Below are 19,793 nucleotides of genomic sequence, written 5' to 3'. Positions count from 1 at the left end.
TTTCTAAATCTTGGCGAGGGCCTGGTCAAGGTCATTGAGCAGGTCATCGACGTTTTCAATTCCCATCGAAACCCGAATAAGGTCGGGGGTCACTCCCGCGGCCTTGAGCTGTTCGGCGTTTAATTGGGCGTGGGTTGTTGATGCGGGGTGGATGATTAAGGACTTGGCATCGGCCACGTTGGCGAGCAGGGAGAAGAGGTGGAGGTTGCTGATTAGTTGCTTACCAGCCTCTTCGCCACCCGTAAGGCCGAGGGTGAAAATCGACCCAACACCGTGCGGGAAGTACTTATCAGCCAGTGGCTTGTAGGGGCTGTCCGGCAGTTCGGGATAGTTGATCCAGGCAACCTTGGGGTGGTCGTTTAAGAAGTGAACAATCTTCTTGGTGTTGGCGACGTGACGTTCAACCCGGAGTGACAGTGATTCCAGCCCCTGTAACAGGAGGAAGGAATTGAAGGGACTGATCGTGGCCCCAAGGTCCCGTAGTGATTCCGCCCGCACCTTGGTGGTAAAGGCCGCGCCCTTCAGGTCCGCAAAGACGATGCCGTCATACTGGTCATTCGGGGTGGTGAATCCGGGATAGCGGCCACTTGCCTGGTAGTCAAACTTCCCGTTTTCAACGATTACCCCACCCATTGTGGTGCCGTGGCCGCCGATGAACTTGGTGGCGGAGTGAACCACGACGTCCGCTCCGTGGTCGAGGGGCTTAACGAGGTAGGGGGTCCCAAAGGTGTTGTCGACGATGAAGAGAATCCCGTGGTCGTGGGCGATCTTGGTGATTTTCTCAAAGTCGACCAGGTTGATCCGTGGGTTACCGATGCTTTCAACGTAGAGGGCCTTGGTATGCTCGTTGATCTCCTTGGCAAAGTTGGCGGGGTCATCTGGGTCAACAAAGTGGGTGGTGATTCCCAACTTAGGGAGGGTCACGGCGAACAGGTCGTAGGTGCCACCGTAGAGGGTGCTGGCCGCGACAATTTCGTCCCCCTGACTGGCGATGTTAAGGATGGCGGCCGTGATGGCAGCTGAACCGGTAGCCAGGGTTACGCCCGCGGTCCCGTGTTCCAAGGCCGCAACCCGCTTGTCAACCACGTCCGTTGTGGGGTTCGTCAGGCGGGTGTAGATGTTGCCGGGTTCCTTGAGGCTAAAACGGTCGGCGGCTTCCTTGGCGTCTTTGAAGACGTAGGAGGTTGTTTGATAGATTGGCACCGCCCGGGCGCCCGTTTCGTCAACGGTTTGGCCGGCGTGAACTTGGAGGGTTTCAAAGTGGTAGTTGTTATTTTCCTTTGTCATATGTAAAACCTGCTTTCTAGTTGGCAATTGTGTTTAACCAGTTTTGATAAATCGTGTGGGCAGCGGTTTGCCAGTCGTAGTTGACCTGGCCCGCGGCCTCATTAATAAAGTAGTGTTGCGGTGCGGCGATCTTGCGCCGCTTTTTTTGATCCCGGTAGTATTCCTTAGCAAGGGTGTCGCTGTCGTATTCCGGGTGACCGGTGATGTAGGTGTGGTGAAAACGTGGCGACCGCAGGATCATTGGGCCGGCCTCCTTGCTATCGGCGAGGATGCGTAGGTCGCCGGGGAGGTGGTGGCGGTCAAGGACGCTTGCGCTGTGCCGTGACTGTGGCATCTTGATCAGGCCCCCGGCGCTGTCCTGGACCGGGGAAAGGTTGGCGGTAAAGATGCCGAACAGCTTTTGCTTGAGCAGCCGCTTGGGGACGGTGAAGTCGACAAACAGGCTTGCCTGGGCGGCCCAACACTCGGTGAGAGTCTCTCGAACATGGTGGTTGGCCCAGCTGATGATCTGGCAAAATTCACGCCAGTAGTCGACCTGGTCAAACGGCAGTTGTTCAACCGGCGCGCCGGTGATGATTAGGCCATCAAAGTGGTGATCATAAACCTGGTGGAAGTTGAAGTAATGGTCGCGTAACTCAGTAACGGGCGTCCCCTTAAAGCGGTGCGTTGCCGGATAGAGGAAGGTCAAAGCGACGTCTTGCGAAAGGTCATCGAAGCGTTTAAGAAACTGCAACTCGGTTGTTAACTTGGTGGGCATTAGGTTAAGCACCACGATTTGCCGGGGGGCTTTTAAGTGGCGGTTGTGCCACACCCCCTTGCTAATTGCTAAGCCGTTACACGCATTGGCAGTCATCTTGACCAACTCCTTTCTGTAAATAAAAAAGCCTCCGTCCCCGAACCTATTGCTAGGATCCGGGACGAAGGCTTTTCGCGGTACCACCCTGAATTCGCCACTAACTCACATTAGTGGCCTTAATAAGTACTCACCTGATGAGGTGAAGACCCGACAGGATATCGGCTGTCAGCCGTTCACCCAGCCAGTTGACCAGGGGAATAACTCGGAGCTCATCTTCGTGTCAGTAACAATTACCCCTCACACTAACCGGGGCTCTCTGGAAAAAGTTCTTGGCACTACTCTTCTCTTCAACGTCTAATCATTTTCTAATTGTTTTGTAGTTTAGCACTAATTTTGCGAATGTCAACAGTAAAGTTGGCAAAAGTTCTGCTTTGGGGCGGTAAACCAGGGACGCAATTGTTAAATAATGGTAATTCACATTAAACACGAACATTATTTAAAATTAATCTGTTTTAGTTAGCGAATACCGTTGACAGAAGTGGGGACCGATAGTATATTGATAGCATAAAAGAGCGAATTAAATTCGCTTGAAGTTATTTATTGTTCGTGTTTTACACAAAGGAGTAATTACTAAGATGGAAAAGTTACTGTACACCGGTAAGGCAAAACAAATGTGGCAAACCGACGACCCCGAAGTCTTACGGGTTGTCTACATGGACCAGGCAACTGCCCTAAACGGCAAGGAAAAGGATCACTTCGCTGGTAAGGGGAAGGCGGCAAACGCAATTTCCACCTTAGTCTTCCAATACTTGATCCAGCACGGCATCGAAACGCACTTCATCAAGAAGCTTTCGGACAACGAAGAGTTGGTTAAGAAGTGCACGATGGTGCCGCTCGAATTTGTTACCAGAAACGTAATTGCCGGGCACTTCGCCAGCCGTTACGGCCTGAAGGAGGGGAAGGTCCTTGCCACCCCGGTTCAGGAAACCTTCTTCAAGAGTGACCAGTTGGATGACCCCTTCATCAACGAGTCGGCAACGGTCGCCTTGGGAATTGCCACCCACGATGAACTCGCCCAGATGTGGACGGTCTGCCAAGAAGTTGACACCCTATTAACCCACCTCTTTGCTAAGGCCGGGATGCAGCTGGTGGACTTCAAGCTGGAGTTCGGCCACCTCAGTGATGGGCGGATCGTGCTGGCCGATGAATTCTCCCCCGACAACTGCCGCCTGTGGGACCTTAAGACCAATGCCCACATGGACAAGGATGTTTACCGGCGGAACCTGGCCGATCTGACGACGACGTATGACAAAGTGTTGGCCCGGTTGGAAGAAGTAATTGCGGAGGAACAATAATGACTAAAGTTCGGATTTTCGTCACCTACAAGCCATCAGTTTTTGACCCCCAGGGTGACACGATTAAAAAGACCATTCATGCCTTGGGCCACGATGAAGTTGCCGACGTTCAGGTCGGTAAATTCTTCGATCTCACCATTGATGCCCAGGGTGACCAGGTTGCTAAGACCGTCAAGGAAGTTGCGGAAAAGCTGCTGGTCAACTTCAACATGGAAACTTACACCTACCAAGTAATGGAGGAAAATTAATGAAAATTGCGGTAATCGTATTTCCCGGTTCAAATTGTGACATTGATATTTACGAAGCACTCAGCAGCGTATGCGGCGCCGACGTGGACTACGTTTCCCACAAGCAGGCGAGCTTGGCTGGCTACGACGCGGTGATGCTGCCCGGGGGCTTCTCATACGGTGACTACTTACGGGCGGGAGCGATTGCCCGCTTTGCTCCGGTGATGAAGGCAGTTATTGAGATGGCCCATGCTGGCCAACCGGTTTTTGGGACCTGCAATGGTTTCCAAATCCTGACGGAGGCGGGCCTCTTACCCGGCGGCCTGAAGCGCAACGACAGTCAGCAGTTCATCTGCAAAACCGTGCCCCTGGAAGTGGTTAATAACCAGACCCTTTTTACCAGCCAGTACCAGGCACACGAGCGGATTGCCCTCCCCATCGCCCACGCTGATGGCAGCTACTATGCGGACCAGGCGACGCTTGATGAACTGGAAGCAAACCACCAGGTCGTCTTTCGCTATGCCGAGGAGAACCCGAACGGCAGCCTGCGCAACATTGCCGGGATCACGAACCGGCAAGGGAATGTCTTAGGAATGATGCCCCACCCGGAGCGGGCCGTTGAGGCAATCCTTGGTAACACGGATGGGCTTCGCCTGTTCAAGTCCCTGTTAGCAAACGGCAGTGTAAAAGTGGAGGAATAAACAATGAAGCAAGCAATGACACCGGAAGAAATCAAAGAAAAGAAGCCCTACCTGGACTGGAGCCTGAGCGAGGACGAGTACAACTACATCAGTGAAAAGCTGCTGGGCCGCCTGCCTAACTACACTGAGACGGGGCTCTTTTCCGCCATGTGGAGTGAACACTGTTCTTACAAGAAGTCCAAGCCAGTCCTCCGCCTGTTCCCAAACAAGAATGCCCGCGTTTTGCAGGGCCCTGGTGAGGGTGCCGGGGTAGTTGATATCGACGATGGCCAGGCCGTCGTTTTCAAGGCGGAAAGCCACAACCACCCGACGACCGTGGAGCCCTACCAAGGGGCCGCAACCGGGATCGGGGGAATTTTAAGAGACATCTTCAGCATGGGGGCCCGTCCCGTGGCATCGCTTGATTCCCTTCACTTTGGCGAACTTGACAATAACACAACCCGGATGAAGGTCACCGGAACTGTCCGAGGAATCGGTGACTACGGTAACTGTATGGGGATCCCGACCGTTGCTGGTGAGACCACCTTTGACCCCTGCTACCAGGGCAATGTTTTATGTAACGCGATGAGCGTTGGTCTGATGGACCAAAAGGACATCCAGAAGGGGAAGGCCGCCGGTATCGGCAATGCCGTCATGTACGTCGGTGCCAAAACCGGTCGGGACGGCATTCACGGGGCCACCTTTGCCTCCGCCGACTTCAGTGACGAAAACGCCACCCAGCGTTCGGCCGTCCAGGTTGGGGACCCGTTCATGGAGAAACTCCTGCTCGAAGCCTGCCTGGAAGTGATCACTAAGCACCCCGACTGGCTGGTCGGCATCCAGGACATGGGGGCTGCCGGCATCGTTTCCTCAAGTGCGGAGATGGCTTCCGAGGGGAAGAGCGGAATGGAATTAGATCTCGACCTGGTTCCCCAGCGGGAGACGGGGATGTCCGCCTACGAAATTATGCTGAGCGAGTCCCAGGAACGGATGCTCCTCTGTGTAAACAAGGGTCACGAGGAGGACGTTAAAAAGATCTTTGACGACTACGACCTCGATGCCGTCACGATTGGCCGGATCACAGCGGGTCACCAGTACGTCCTCCACCACGATGGGCAAATCGTGTGTGACATCCCGGTGGCCAGTTTGACTGACGATGTCCTGGAAGAAGCCAGCGAAGAAAAGAAACCGGCCCGAATTACCGAAGCGGAAGGGCAACCGGCATGGCAGCCCCAGATTACGGACGCGGAAGAGACCCTGCGGCACCTTCTCCAGCAGAGCACGGTGGCCGATAAGCAGAGCCTCTACCAGCAATACGACTCCCAAGTCCGGACCTGCACCGTGGTGGGCCCCGGGAGTGACGCCGGTGTTATCCGGGTGCGCGGCACTAAGAAGGGCCTGGCGATGACGACCGATGGCAACGGCCGCTTTGTTTACCTGAGCCCCAAAGTCGGCGGCAAGATTGCCCTGGTGGAAGCGGCCTGCAACATCGTCGCTGCCGGGGCCGAGCCACTGGCGATTACCGATTGCCTGAACTACGGTGATCCTAACGATCCCGAAATTTTCTGGGAGCTCCACCAGTCGGTTCAGGGGATGGCTGATGCCTGCCGGGCCCTTGACACGCCCGTTATTTCCGGAAACGTATCTTTGTACAACGAAAACAACGGCCACGCCATTCACCCAACGCCGATGGTCGGCATGGTGGGCCTGATCAAGAATATCGACCGGGTTGTACCGTCATTTGCCCAACACGCTGGGGACCACGTTTACCTGATTGGGAAAACCGGTGATGATTTTGCCGGGTCCGAATTACAAAAGATGGTCCAGGGCGACATCAGCGGGGTCCTAAACGACATTGACCTTGACCGCATCCACAACAACCTGCGGCACTTACTGAGTGAAATGCAGGCCAGCCACGTCGCCAGCGCCCATGACCTCAGTGAAGGCGGCCTGGGGGTGGCCCTGAGCGAAACTCTATTTAAGACTGACCTGGGAATGGACCTGGACCTGCGTGACCTCACCGCTGTCCAGCTGTTCAGCGAAACCCCTGGCCGGCTGGTCGTTACCGTTCCAGAAGAGCAGGCGGCGGCCTTTGAAGCGGCCCTCGGCGACGATGCCAAGCACATTGGATTTGTGACTAACACCCACTGGCTCGAAGCCCACCTGGCGGATGCGGAGATCAACCAAAACGTTACCGAACTACAACGGCTATGGGAGGAGGCTTTACCGTGCCAACTGAAATCAAAGGATTAAATGAGGAGTGTGGGGTCTTCGGCGTGTTTGGCGCCCCGGATGCCAGCCAGTTAGCCTACTATGGCCTCCATACCCTCCAGCACCGGGGGCAGGAGGGCGCCGGGATCGTTTCCAGTGATGGCCAGCACCTTTACCAACACCGTGACCGTGGCTTGCTGGCGGAGGTGTTCGCTGACCCGGCCGAACTAAAACGGCTGGTTGGGGATGCGGCAATTGGTCATGTCCGTTACGGGACTAGCGGTCACAACTCGATTGCCAACGTTCAACCCTTCCTCTTCCGCTTTCACGACGGCGACGTGGCCCTCGCCCATAACGGTAACCTGACCAACGCGGTCACCCTCCGTCGCCAGCTTGAAGACGAGGGGGCGGTTTTCCAGTCCGATTCCGATACCGAGATCCTGATTCACCTGATCCGTAAGCACATCAAGGAGGGCTTTATCCCCGCCCTGAAGAAGAGCCTGAACCAGGTTCACGGCGGCTTTGCCTACCTGATTTTGCAAAAGGACCGGATGATTGCGGCCTTAGATCCCAACGGTATCCGGCCCCTGTGCATCGGTCAGTTGGCTAACGGCGCGTACGTGGTGGCCAGTGAGACCTGCGCCCTCGACATTATCAACGCCCGGTTTATCCGCGATGTCCAACCGGGCGAACTGATCATCATTGACAAGGACGGCCTCCACATTGACCACTACACGACCAATACCCAGCTGGCAATCTGTTCGATGGAGTACATCTACTTTGCCCGGCCGGATTCCATCATCCACGGGGTGACCGTTCACAACGCCCGCAAGGAGATGGGCCGGCGGCTAGCCCAAGAACACCCGGTCGATGCCGACATGGTAGTCGGGGTGCCGAACTCATCGCTCTCGGCGGCCTCCGGGTATGCCGAAGAGATTGGCTTACCTTACGAAATGGGGCTGATCAAGAGCCAGTACGTTGCCCGGACCTTCATCCAGCCAACCCAGGCTCTCCGCGAACGGGGTGTCCACCTCAAGTTGTCCGCCGTCCGCGGGGTCGTAAACGGCAAACGGGTTGCCGTAGTTGATGATTCCATCGTCCGGGGGACCACCTCCAAGCAGATCATCAAGATGCTGCGCGACGCAGGGGCCAAGGAAGTCCACATGTTGATTGCCTCGCCCCTGTTTAAATTCCCGTGCTTCTACGGCATTGATATTTCAACCCGGTCGGAACTATTTGCGGCTCACTACTCGGTTGAAAAGATGCGGCAAAAGATCGGGGCCGACTCCCTGAACTTCCTGAGTGTGGACAGCCTGATCAAGGCCATCAACGTTCCGGATGCCGGGGATGCCCCGTATGGCGGCCTGACGGTGGCGTACTTTAATGGCGACTACCCGACGCCGCTTTACGACTACGAGGCTGGGTACATGAAGTCACTGAATGAACAGGAACAGAGGGAAAGAAAGGAGCGGACACAGCGATGAACCGTTATCAAGAAGCCGGCGTTGACGTTAACGCGGGTTACGACCTAGTGAAGCGGATTAAGAACGCCGTGAGTTCAACAAACCGGCCGGGCGTGGTCGGCGGAATCGGCAGTTTCGGCGGTCTCTTCGATCTGGGCGTGTTACATGTGAAACACCCCATCCTCGTTTCCGGAACGGACGGGGTCGGGACCAAACTGCTGATTGCCCAACGGATGAACAAGCACGACACGATCGGCATCGACGTGGTGGCCATGTGTGTCAATGACGTCTTGGCCCAGGGTGCCGAGCCACTCTTCTTTCTCGACTACATCGCCACCGGCCACAACGATCCAGCCAAGATGGCGGAAATCGTGAGCGGGGTGGCCGACGGCTGCCGGCAAGCGGGCGCGGCATTGGTCGGTGGTGAGACTGCCGAGATGCCGGATATGTACGCACAAGACGAGTACGACCTGGCGGGGACCGTCACCGGCGTGGTTGAAAAGTCGGCCATGCTGACGGCGGCCCTTCCGCAAGAAGGGGATGTCTTGCTGGGCCTACCATCGTCGGGTCTCCACTCCAACGGCTTTTCACTCGTGCGGCAGATCCTGTTTAAAGACCACCACGTTGACCTTGGCGACCGGCCGGCAGACCTCGGCGGGCAAAGCGTTGGTGCGGCAATCCTCGCTCCCACCAAGATTTACGTTGATGCGGTCCTGCCCCTGATTCGGCAAAAGCGCATTCACGGGATTGGCCACATCACCGGTGGGGGACTAATTGAAAACGTCCCGCGGATGTTTAACGACGACCTGCAAGCGGTCATCGACAGTCAGGCCTGGCCGCAGTTGCCGGTATTCAACTACCTACGGCGGCTTGGTGACCTACCGCTAGCTGATTGTTGGCAAACCTTCAACATGGGAATTGGTCTGGTTTTGGCGGTTGCTCCCGAACAGGTGGCAGCGGTCGAAGCAGACCTGACAAAGCGTAACCAGAAAGCGTACCGGATTGGCCGCCTGCAAGCCCGGCCAGCCGGTGCCGCCAAGATTGAGATTAAGTGAGGCATTCAATATGAAAGTGGCAATTTTTGCATCGGGCAACGGGACCAATTTTGAAGAGCTCACCCATCATTTCCAGGCGGGCGACCTGCCCGGCGAGCTGGCCTTGCTCTTTTGTAACCACCCGGACGCCCCAGTGATGGACCGGGCCAAGCGGCTGGGGGTCCCGGCCGTAAGCTTTACGGTCAAGTCCTGCGGGGGAAAGGCAGCTTATGAAGATAAGCTCCTCGGTGTGCTTAAGGAAAAGCAGATTGACTTTATCGTCCTTGCCGGCTACCTTCGGGTGGTGGGCCCGACAATCCTCAACGAATATGACCACCGGATTGTGAACCTCCACCCCGCCTGGTTACCGGAATACCCGGGATTACACTCAATCGAACGGGCCTTCAATGACCACCAAAAGCAAACCGGGGTCACGGTCCACTACATCGACGCAAACTTGGATTCGGGACCAATTATTGCCCAGTGCCACGTGCCCATCCTGGCAAATGATACGGTGGCAACATTGGAAGAACGGGTCCACGCAACAGAACACCAGCTTTACCCATTAGCATTACGAGAAGCTTTGATTGCAGCAGGAGAAAAGGAGTAAGAAAAATGAAGCGAGCATTGGTAAGCGTATCTGACAAGACAAACCTGGTTCCCTTCGTCAAGGGCCTAGTCGCAAACGACTACGAAATTGTTTCAACTGGTGGCACCAAGAAGGTCCTCGACGATGCCGGCGTAAAGACAACCAGCATTGAAGACGTGACCCACTTCCCAGAAATCCTGGACGGCCGGGTTAAGACCCTTAACCCATACGTCCACGGTGGCCTCTTAGCCCGGCGGGAGCTGCCGGAACACATGGCAACCCTGAAGAAGCTGGGCATCACCCCAATTGACCTGGTCGTAGTCAACCTCTACCCATTTAAGGAGACAATTGAAAAGCCGGACGTTAAACTGGCGGACGCCATTGAAAACATTGATATCGGGGGCCCATCAATGGTCCGGTCGGCCGCTAAGAACTACCGCGACGTCACCATTGTGGTTGACCAGGCGGACTATGACCAGGTCCTGGCCGAAATTGAAGATGGTGGGGACACCACCCTGGATACGCGTGCCAAGTTGGCGGCCAAGGCCTTCCGTCACACTGCGGCTTATGATGCCCTGATTTCCCAGTACCTGACCAAGCAAAACGGCCTGGAAGATCCGGAGAAGCTGACCCTGACCTGGAACCTCAAGGAGACGATGCGGTACGGTGAGAACAGCCACCAACAGGCCTGGCTGTACGAAGATGCTTTGCCGAAGTCGTACTCCGTCCTGGCCGCCAAGCAGCTCCACGGTAAGAAGCTTTCCTACAACAACATCAAGGATGCCGATGAGGCCCTCCGCTGCATTCGTGAGTTCGACCAGCCAACCGTGGTGGCCATGAAGCACATGAACCCGTGTGGTATTGGCCAGGGTGAAAATCTGGAACAGGCCTGGGACCGGGCATACGAAGCCGATAAGGTATCAATTTTTGGTGGGGTAATCGCCTTGAACCGTCCGGTCGACCTGGCAACTGCCGAAAAGATGCACAAAATCTTCTTGGAAATTGTCATTGCCCCCGGCTTTGATGATGACGCCTACGCGGTCCTGGCCAAGAAGAAAAACATCCGCCTGCTCACCGTCGACTTCAGTAAGAAGGACGAACAACCTAAGCACGAAGTTGTTTCGGTCATGGGGGGCCTTTTGATGCAGGAACAGGACGTCCTCAATGAGGATTACCACGACTGGAAGTGCGTCACCGACGTTAAGCCAACTGCCGACCAGCTGAAGACGCTGATGTTTGCCTGGAAGGCGGTCAAGCATGCCAAGTCAAACGCCATTGTGGTCGCAAATGACGAGCGGACCCTGGGCGTTGGTGAGGGCCAGCCAAACCGGATTGATTCCTTGAAGATTGCGGTTAAGCACGCCGGTGACGCCATCGATGACCGGGCGGTAATGGCCAGCGACGCCTTCTTCCCGTTTGGCGACTGCGTTGAGTTCGCCGGTAAGCACGGCATCAAGGCGGTTGTCCAGCCCGGTGGTTCAATTCGGGACCAGGAGTCAATTGATATGGCTAATAAGTACGGCATTGCAATGGTAACAACGGGTGTCCGGCACTTCCGGCACTAGAACACAGGGGGTCAATCATGGTTGAAAAGGTCAATGTATTAGTTGTCGGCGAAGGTGGCCGTGAATTTGCCATCGCCAAGAAGCTCCAGGAAAGTGAGCACGTCAAGCAGGTTTATTGTGCGCCCGGGAACGTGGGGATGCCGGCGGTTGGCGTCCAACCCGTCGATATTGCGGAAACCGACTTTGCGGGTTTGATTGACTTTGCAAAGGCCCACAACGTTGCCTGGACCTTTGTGGGCCCCGAAGACTGCTTGGTCGACGGGATTGTGGACGACTTTGAAGCGGCCGGGTTAAAGGCGTTTGGCCCGAATGCCCGGGCGGCACAGCTGGAGGGTTCAAAGGACTATGCGTTAAACTTCATGAATAACTACGGGGTCCCAACGGCCCGGCACGCTTCCTACCGTGACCAGACTGCCGCAATTGCGGGTGTTGACCAGTTCGGCTTCCCCGTGGTCATTAAGGAAAACGGCCTCGCTGGTGGTAAGGGGGTTGTTATCGCCCCGGACCGGGCAACGGCGGTTCAGACCATCAAGGAGATGTTTGCTGGTGGCCAGGCCCGGCTGGTGCTGGAGGAATGCCTGGTTGGCCAGGAGTATTCGATGTTTGTCCTGCTGAGTAACGGCCACTACCGGATCCTTCCGATGGCCCAGGACCACAAGCGGGCTTATGACGGTGACAAGGGTCCGAATACGGGGGGCATGGGGGCCTACAGTCCGCTTCCCCAACTGAGCGCCGAGGCCCGGCAGGCAATGATTGACCAGGTGGTCACCCCCACGGTTGACGGGCTCGTCAAGGGTGAGTACCACTATCACGGGATTCTTTACATCGGCTTAATTATGACGGCCGCGGGCCCTAAGGTAATCGAATACAACGTTCGCCTGGGGGACCCGGAGACCCAGGTGATCCTGCCCCGGCTGAAGACCGACCTGTTTGAACTGGTTGACCGGGCCCTCAATGACCAGCCCCTCCCGGCGGTGGAAGTTGACTCCCGGGCCAGCTTCGGGGTCGTCCTGGCGTCAAAGGGGTACCCACAAAAGCCAATTCACGGGCAGAAACTGGGGACCATGCCGCAAGTGGCCGGCGTGGATGTTGACTATGCCAACGTCAGTGGGGACCTGACAGACCTTCAAGGGGCTGGCGGTCGCTTGCTGATGGTCCTTGCCCAGGCAACCACCCTGCAGGAGGCTCATGACCGGGTGTACGCATACCTAAGCCAGCTAAACGAACCGGAATGCTTTTACCGGAACGACATCGGTGCCAAGGCCGGCCTATGATCAGAAAATCACGACCGCCCTATTGGAATTTAGTAGCGATTGGATTAAAATGGTAAGGTATGCTATACAAATAGTGATTTTAAGAAGAAAGAGGTCAATTTGAACATGGCTAAATTAGTACTTATCCGTCACGGTCAAAGTGAATGGAACTTATCTAACCAATTTACTGGTTGGGTTGACGTTGACTTGAGTGAAAAGGGTGTTGAACAAGCAAAGAATGCTGGTAAGGCCCTCAAGGAACACGGCATTGAATTCGACTACGCTTACACTTCAGTTTTGAAGCGGGCAATCAAGACCTTGCACTACGCTCTTGAAGAATGCGACCAACTTTGGATTCCTGAATACAAGACTTGGCGTTTGAACGAACGTCACTACGGTGCTCTTCAAGGCCACAACAAGAAGAAGGCTGCTGAAAAGTACGGTGACGAACAAGTTCACATTTGGCGTCGTTCATACGATGTTTTGCCACCACTGCTGAGTGCTGACGACGAAGGTTCCGCTGCTAAGGACCGTCGTTACGCAAGCTTGGACCCACGGGCTATTCCTGGTGGTGAAAACTTGAAGGTTACCCTGGAACGGGTTATTCCTTTGTGGCAAGACCAAATTGCTCCAAAGCTGCTTGACGGCAAGAACGTTATCATTGCTGCCCACGGTAACTCCCTGCGTGCTTTGAGCAAGTACATCGAAAACATCTCTGACGAAGACATCATGAACCTAGAAATGGCTACTGGCCAACCAGTTGTTTACGACTTCGACGACAAGCTCAACGTATTGAGCAAGGAGAAGTACTAACAATAAAGAAGTGTGGAGCAAGCCGAATTAGGGCCAGGTGGCCAGTATAGGAGCGGAGGTAGCGCAGGATGCGTCAGCTGCGCTCCGTAACTGGACACTATGGCCCGGGCTTGCGGAACACGTTAATGAAAGCGCGGAGCAGCCGTGCTTAATATAGAGAAAATTCCCGATCAGCTGACCGGGAATTTTTTTCTTAAAATTGAAAAAAGTGCGAAGATTAGCCGAAAGAATTGAGCTCCGCACGCTTTGTGTTATCATTAAAGCTAAACTGATTAAAAGGTGGACGAATTAACAAATGAGAAAACAACGTAGTTTATCATTGAGGGACTTTATTAAGGATCTTAAGAAACTTGTTAAGCCCCGGTATCTTTCTGCAATGTGGCCCGTGGACGGGATCACAATTATCTACATTGCCCTGGTTTGCATCTTGGGATTCTTCTCCGCAAGTATCTTTTCATCCATGGCAATGAGCATGATGATGATCATGTACGGGATGACCTCACCAATGGCACTGCTGGCCGGCCTTTTAGAAGTGCTGGCAGGGTTAGCCGTCGCCGTTGCCCTGGCCTTCTTCTACAACTTCTTCACGGTTGGTGTCCAATATACTTACCAGGACCACTTGGCCAATCCGGACCAACCGGTTAGTGCCGGTTCAATCTGGATGCACTTTAAGCACCTCCGTAAGAACCAACTGTGGCGGATTGCCCTGTACATGGGTCTGTTTATCTTCCTGTGGAGCCTGCCACTGAACATCATCGCGGATGTTGTTGGTGGCCTGACCCATAACGTCATGTGGCTGCGGGGAATCCAGTTTCTAAACGACATCGTTGTTGCTTGGAAGACGATTGAATATTCCCAATCCTACTTCCTTTACCGGGAGAAGCAACCACAGTTTCTCGGTCAATCAATGCGGCATGCGCTGACCGCTAGTCGCCGTTTCATGGGCGGCCGGAAGTGGAACTACTTCCTGGTAATGCTGGTGGTTATCTTTGTTCCAATCTTTGTCTGGTCCGTAATCTTTGGTGGCCTGGCATTCTACGGTAACTACACGGCAACCTACGTGCTGACTTACATTGGCTTGCTGATCGCCATTTTGGGGATTGTCTGCTACCTACCAGTGGCCTTCGCTGCCCGGGCACTCTACTATGTCAAGAGTGAAGAAGACCCGACTCAAGATATTGACGAAATCTTCAAGGATACCTTTAAGCCAGTGGCTGAATTGACTGGTGAAGCATATGTCCACGAAGTTTACGCCCCCAAGAAGGAGAAAAAGCAGCCTTCACCGGTTGCCAAAAAGAGTGGGGACCATAAGCCCGAAACAAAGAAACAAGATAAATAAGTGGGGAAAATGATTCTTCACTTTATAAGGCTCTAGTACTTGGCCTTTCCAAGTGCTGGGGCCTTCTTTAATACGATTAGAGTGGTAAATGTGCAGTTTTGTATCATGATAAGACACTTTTACTATTTGTTCATTGAAACCACTGATAAAAGATTCATATAATGAAAAGTAATATTACTATAGAAAGTTGGATTGGATGTTAAAGAAACAAATAAGTAAGGGATATTTGTTTTGGAGTATTTTGAGTGTAATTGCACTCCTGTGTTTTCTGGGGACAGTAGGCCAATTAATGACCCACCTGAATGGTCACCCGGCTTACTTTGCTGGCTGGTGGCTGGTCAAGATGGCCGTCAGTGCATTAGTTGTCATTGTCCCCATCCTAATTGGGACAGGCCAACGCTACCCGAAGCGCCGGTTGGGAATGGCGGTTTGCCTATGGCTACTGGGGGCCCTGGGTTTTATCTGGGCCAAGTACACGACCCAGCCCATCCTTAGCACTAGTCAACCGTCGCCGGAGCTGTATGTCGGTCAGGAAGTCTTCATTGCCTGGCTAGTCGGGACGGGGCTTTTTATTTTTGCCCGGCCTCTCCAGCAGCTCCTGCACCGGTGGTCAATTGATCATCGCCGTCACTGGCTGATTGCCATTACGGTGGCCTTCTTTGTTATCCGCCTGTTTAATGGCTACGACCTGCTTGGCTTTCACCGCGGGACCAGCCTTGTCTGGTTTGTGTACCTCTTTGCGGCAGGGGATTGGCTAGCTAATGACCGTGAATGGCTAAAGAAGTGGCCAAGCTGGTTGTACGGACTGCTGACGGTGGCCATGTTCTGCCTTTCCGGAATCATGACCTGGCTAAACATGAGCCGGATCATCTACAGCCCACACCGGGGCTTTACCCCGAATTACCACTACCTACTGGCGATTAATGCTTACCAGCCGGTAGTGATCATTACCTGCCTGCTCGCCTTTGCCTGGGCAATCCGGGGGACCAAAGGCCAGTGGGCTAACGACCATAACATTGTGCAGGGGATCCTCCTACTGGGCTTACTGGGAACCCCCCAGGCGGTAACCCCGATTATGGTGCCGACGGTAAAGTGGCCGCTAGTAGTCGCACTGGCAATTATCCTGGCGGTCCTCCTGTTGGGCCTGCCAGGGGTGATCACCAGAATTGACTGGGCAATCGACACCAACTGGCGGGGGCTCTTAATCTGGGGGAAGCAGTTTGCGAAGCGCTTCTGGCCGGTTTTGCTAACCTACGCCATCCTGTGGCTGATCACGGTGGCCTCGTTTGCCATCCTTTGGAACAATGACCTCACAATGGTCCAGTGGGTAGTGACCCAGCGGGCGAAGATTGTGACGGTCAACGTCTTAATCATTTTTGCCATTGTCCTCTTGCTGATGGCCCTGACCAATCGTTGGTGGCTCAGCAGCGGTATCGGCATTGTCTTCTACCTCGGCTGGCTGGTGGCATCTGTCTTGAAGATTGCGGCTCGTAATGAGCCCATCCTGCCGACTGATGTCTCTACCGTTACGGCCCCCGGTGAACTGCTGGGGATGGTGAACCCCTGGGTCTTGGTGGGCGCACTACTAGGCATCGTCTTGCTAATTGTCATTTTTGCCTGGGTGGAACACCGCTACGGGAAGCCAACCCGCTTCAGTGTGTGGGCCCGGATAATCGTGGCTGTTCTTGCCGTGCTGTTTTTGGCCAGCTTTACCCGGGCCAATCACAGTAAGTCAATCGTCTTTAAGCAGTTGCAGCGGCTGGACGATACTCCCTACTTCTACAGTCAGATTCGGGGCGCCCGGATGAACGGGACCTTATTACAGTTTGCCAATAACGTTGATGTCCATGTCATGACCGAGCCGGCGGGCTACACCAAGTCACGGATGGACCAAATTGAGCGGCGCTACGCTCAAGCCGGCGTGAAAATTAACCAGCAGCGGACCCACCAGAACGTGGGTAAGCAGAATCTGGTATTTGTCCTGAGTGAAAGCTTTGCTGACCCTCGCCGGGTACCGGGGATGAAGGTAAGCGGCGGTGACCCACTGCCGTTCTTGCACCAGTTTAAGCAGCATACGACCAGTGGCCTGATGATCAGTTCTGGTTACGGTGGGGGGACCGCCAACATGGAGTACCAGGCGCTGACGGGACTATCGATTGCTAACTTCTCGCCAACGATGCCGACACCGTACTCACAGTTAGTGCCCTACCAGCAACGCACCTTCACCATCAACCGCCTTTTCCACTACGCAATCGGTATTCACCCGTTCACGGCTAACCTCTATAGCCGTAAGACGGTTTACAAGAAGTTTGGCTTTAAGAAGTTCTACCACTTTGACGGTGGTAACAAGATCACCTACAAGAGTAAGATCCAAAATAATCCGCGGGTCAGCGATGACTCGACCTATAAGGAAATCGACCTGAACCTTCACCGCCAGCCCCACGGGAAGTTTATCCAGGTGGCCACGATGCAAAACCACATGCCGTACCGGCCGGAATACTACCACAAGCGGCAGTACCACGTTTCCGGACGGGGCTTTAAGAATGCTGACCAGCAGGGGCAAATTGAGGCTTACATCCAAGGAATCCATTACACGGACCAGGCGCTGGACGGGTGGATTCACCGGGTTGACGGGATGAAGCAGCCGACGACAATCGTCTGGTATGGCGACCACCTACCGGGAATTTACCACGGCCTGCCGATGAGCAAGTACGGAATTCCGCTGCACGAGACGGACTACTTCATTTACAGCAATAAGGCTGCCCGGCGGATGAATACGGACCGGCTGACGGCCCAGCATAAGATTGTCGGTCCCAACGACTTTTCCGCGATGGCCCTGGCCAAGATGGACGTCAAAGTATCACCTTACTACGCCCTCTTGACGGAGGTTGAGGAAGACCTGCCGGCAATTTCGCTGCCAACCAACGGAACGGCGAAGAACAACACCGCCCACCAGAGCGGGATCTCGTTCGTCAACCAGCGGGGCCAGCATACGAAGTTGAATGCCAAGCAGCGCAAGCTCTTTGACGACTACCGGCTGGTTCAATATGACCTGACGGCTGGTCACCACTACCTATTGAAGGATAGTTTCCTCAAACAGGTTGCAAAGTAGCTTGACAGGAGTAAACGAAAGTCGGTACAATAACGTCAACTATGAAAGGGCGCTGAGGCAAGACCCAGTAGTTGACCAGTGGACATTCAGAGAGCAGGCGGTGTTTGCGAGCCTGCCAGGCTGGGAAAACGAATTACACTTGCTGAGCCCGTCTTTTGATCGGATCGTCCCGTTATCGGCGAGAGCGGTAGTTCATTTGAACTACAATTCAAGGTGGTAACGCGGTTAAATCGTCCCTGACTTCATTTTAGAAGCCAGGGATTTTTTGTATCCGTGGATGTTTTAGGAGGGACATTGCATGAACATTATTGATGATTTGAAATGGCGTGGGGCGATTAACCAGGCCACGGACTTAGACGCACTGAAGAAACTGACGGAGGATAAGCAGATTGCCCTTTACTGTGGAACTGACCCAACCGGTGACAGTCTGCACATTGGGCACCTGATCCCATTCATGATTCTGAAACGGTTCCAGTTGGCTGGCCACCACCCGGTAATTATCATTGGTGGGGGGACCGGTGCGATTGGGGACCCATCTGGTCGGAAGAGTGAACGGCAACTGCAGACGATGGACCAGGTTCACCACAACGAAGAAGCCCTGACAGCACAGATGAAGAAGTTGTTTGGGACCGAAAACTTCACCATCGTTAATAACTACGACTGGCTTTCCAAGATCAGCCTGCTGGACTTCTTGCGGGACTACGGGAAGCTGTTCAACATTAATACCATGCTGAACAAGGAAGTTGTAGCTAGCCGTCTGGAAGCCGGGATCTCATTTACGGAGTTTACCTACCAAATCCTCCAATCAGTCGACTTCTTGCACCTGTACCGGCATAATGATGTTCAACTGCAGATTGGTGGTTCTGACCAGTGGGGGAACATCACGGCCGGAATTGACCTGATCCACAAGGTGGAAGGCCCGGAGACAGAGGTTTACGGGCTGACGATTCCGTTGATGCTGAAGGCTGACGGGACAAAGTTTGGTAAGACTGCGGGCGGTGCTGTCTGGCTTGACCCGAAGAAGACGTCCCCATACGAATTCTACCAATTCTGGATCAACCAGGATGACCGCGACGTTGTTAAGTACCTGAAGTACTTCACCTTCCTTTCTAAGAAAGAAATTGATGACCTCGCTGAAAAGGTGGAGAAGGAACCATGGAAGCGTGAGGCGCAACGGCGGCTTGCGGAAGAAGTGACGAAGTTTGTTCACGGCGAAAAGGCGGTTGAAGAGGCGGAACGAATCAGTAAGGCTCTCTTCTCCGGGGATGTTGCTGACCTGTCAGTTGCCGAAATCGAACAAGGCTTCAAGAACATGCCTTCAGTCGACGTGGAAAATAAGAAGGAAAACATTGTCATCTGGTTAACCGATAACGGGATTGAACCGTCACGTCGGCAGGCCCGGCAAGACGTTTCCAACGGTGCTATCCGGATTAATGGTGAGAAGGTCGACGATGTTGATGCCGAAATTGACCCAAGTAGCCACTTTGACGGCAAGTTTGTCATTGTCCGGCGGGGGAAGAAGCACTACTTCCTGGCCCGGGTTAAATAACTTTTAGAATTTAATGTTTGCAAAAGCTCCTGCTAAAGTTTAAATTAGCGGGAGCTTTTGCTTTTTAAATGCTGATATTCGAACAATAAATGGGATGGAGTATGTAAAAGTTCAGAACTGCTAATTCACACTCCGAAAAAGTAAAAATAGCGCTTGACGCTTGTGCGAATACCATGTATTATATTTAACGTTGTCACAGAGATGACGGATTGGTTACAATTCTTTGACAAGAAAGTTAAATTTCTTATTGACAACTTCTGGACAACGTGATATATTATAAAAGCTGCTTGTTAATGAGCTAACTTAATTAATTAAAATTAGTTGTTGACTTTGATGAGCAGATTTGATAAAATATTCAACGTTAGTTAACTGCTTAGTTAGCTAACTGGTAGACCTTTGAAAACTGAACAAAGTTTCGACGAATCAAATGTGTAGGGTCTCTAATCACTTCGGTGATTAGAGCAAAACATTTGCGAAGTCAATTCGCTTAATTAATTTAAATTAGAGCTATTCAAGTTCT

Annotated in this window: 16 protein-coding genes; 14 read left to right on the top strand and 2 right to left on the bottom strand. The window is 53.7% G+C overall.

Annotation, left to right across the window (positions count from 1 at the left end; genetic code table 11):
* Positions 1–3 precede the first annotated feature (3 nt).
* Positions 4–1,287, bottom strand: coding sequence for an O-acetylhomoserine aminocarboxypropyltransferase/cysteine synthase family protein (locus QOS01_RS05335; protein ID WP_283621421.1), 1,284 nt, complete (start codon positions 1,285–1,287; stop codon positions 4–6).
* Positions 1,288–1,303: 16 nt separating this feature from the next.
* Positions 1,304–2,140, bottom strand: coding sequence for a homoserine O-acetyltransferase/O-succinyltransferase family protein (locus QOS01_RS05330; RefSeq protein WP_283621420.1), 837 nt, complete (start codon positions 2,138–2,140; stop codon positions 1,304–1,306).
* Positions 2,141–2,282: 142 nt separating this feature from the next.
* Between QOS01_RS05330 and QOS01_RS10830 the strand changes: the two genes are divergently transcribed.
* The 14 genes from QOS01_RS10830 to tyrS all read left to right on the top strand — a co-directional run bounded on the left by QOS01_RS10830 (position 2,283) and on the right by tyrS (position 19,273).
* Positions 2,283–2,441 carry a hypothetical protein gene (locus QOS01_RS10830; protein ID WP_162261557.1) on the top strand — a complete coding sequence of 53 codons (159 nt, stop codon included), beginning with the start codon at positions 2,283–2,285 and terminating at the stop codon, positions 2,439–2,441.
* A gap of 277 nt (positions 2,442–2,718) precedes the next feature.
* The gene (gene purC / locus QOS01_RS05325; protein ID WP_047768753.1) at positions 2,719–3,438 is read left to right on the top strand and encodes a phosphoribosylaminoimidazolesuccinocarboxamide synthase; all 720 of its coding nucleotides are present in this window, start codon (positions 2,719–2,721) and stop codon (positions 3,436–3,438) included.
* Complete coding sequence (purS, locus tag QOS01_RS05320) at positions 3,438–3,686, top strand: phosphoribosylformylglycinamidine synthase subunit PurS (RefSeq protein ID WP_283621419.1); 249 nt, start codon at positions 3,438–3,440, stop codon at positions 3,684–3,686. Before purC ends, purS begins: the two co-directional genes overlap by 1 nt.
* Positions 3,686–4,366, top strand: coding sequence for a phosphoribosylformylglycinamidine synthase subunit PurQ (purQ, locus tag QOS01_RS05315; RefSeq protein ID WP_222258579.1), 681 nt, complete (start codon positions 3,686–3,688; stop codon positions 4,364–4,366). The genes purS and purQ overlap by 1 nt, the downstream gene beginning before the upstream one ends.
* Positions 4,367–4,369: 3 nt before the next feature.
* Entirely contained in the window at positions 4,370–6,598 is a 2,229-nt protein-coding gene (gene purL, locus QOS01_RS05310; protein ID WP_283621418.1) for a phosphoribosylformylglycinamidine synthase subunit PurL, read from the top strand.
* The gene (gene purF / locus QOS01_RS05305) at positions 6,574–8,040 is read left to right on the top strand and encodes an amidophosphoribosyltransferase (RefSeq protein ID WP_283621417.1); all 1,467 of its coding nucleotides are present in this window, start codon (positions 6,574–6,576) and stop codon (positions 8,038–8,040) included. The genes purL and purF overlap by 25 nt, the downstream gene beginning before the upstream one ends.
* Positions 8,037–9,074 carry a phosphoribosylformylglycinamidine cyclo-ligase gene (gene purM, locus QOS01_RS05300; protein ID WP_283621416.1) on the top strand — a complete coding sequence of 346 codons (1,038 nt, stop codon included), beginning with the start codon at positions 8,037–8,039 and terminating at the stop codon, positions 9,072–9,074. Before purF ends, purM begins: the two co-directional genes overlap by 4 nt.
* Before the next feature lie 10 nt (positions 9,075–9,084).
* Complete coding sequence (purN, locus tag QOS01_RS05295; RefSeq protein ID WP_283621415.1) at positions 9,085–9,663, top strand: phosphoribosylglycinamide formyltransferase; 579 nt, start codon at positions 9,085–9,087, stop codon at positions 9,661–9,663.
* Positions 9,664–9,668: 5 nt separating this feature from the next.
* Entirely contained in the window at positions 9,669–11,207 is a 1,539-nt protein-coding gene (gene purH / locus QOS01_RS05290) for a bifunctional phosphoribosylaminoimidazolecarboxamide formyltransferase/IMP cyclohydrolase (RefSeq protein ID WP_283621414.1), read from the top strand.
* Between the two features lie 17 nt (positions 11,208–11,224).
* Entirely contained in the window at positions 11,225–12,481 is a 1,257-nt protein-coding gene (purD, locus tag QOS01_RS05285) for a phosphoribosylamine--glycine ligase (RefSeq protein ID WP_283621413.1), read from the top strand.
* A gap of 105 nt (positions 12,482–12,586) precedes the next feature.
* A complete protein-coding gene (locus QOS01_RS05280) occupies positions 12,587–13,273 on the top strand; it encodes a 2,3-diphosphoglycerate-dependent phosphoglycerate mutase (protein ID WP_283621412.1) in 687 nt (228 codons plus the stop codon).
* A gap of 295 nt (positions 13,274–13,568) precedes the next feature.
* Positions 13,569–14,612 (top strand): hypothetical protein, encoded by a 1,044-nt coding sequence (locus QOS01_RS05275; protein WP_283621411.1) that lies wholly within the window; start codon positions 13,569–13,571, stop codon positions 14,610–14,612.
* A gap of 289 nt (positions 14,613–14,901) precedes the next feature.
* Positions 14,902–17,724, top strand: a complete 2,823-nt coding sequence (locus tag QOS01_RS05270; protein ID WP_283621410.1) for an LTA synthase family protein — start codon at positions 14,902–14,904, stop codon at positions 17,722–17,724.
* A gap of 298 nt (positions 17,725–18,022) precedes the next feature.
* Positions 18,023–19,273, top strand: coding sequence for a tyrosine--tRNA ligase (gene tyrS, locus QOS01_RS05265; protein ID WP_283621409.1), 1,251 nt, complete (start codon positions 18,023–18,025; stop codon positions 19,271–19,273).
* Positions 19,274–19,793: the final 520 nt, after the last annotated feature.

It is taken from the genome of Limosilactobacillus avium (genome assembly GCF_947381485.1).
Taxonomy (GTDB): domain Bacteria; phylum Bacillota; class Bacilli; order Lactobacillales; family Lactobacillaceae; genus Limosilactobacillus; species Limosilactobacillus avium.
This window is presented reverse-complemented; position numbering and strand designations above follow the sequence as displayed.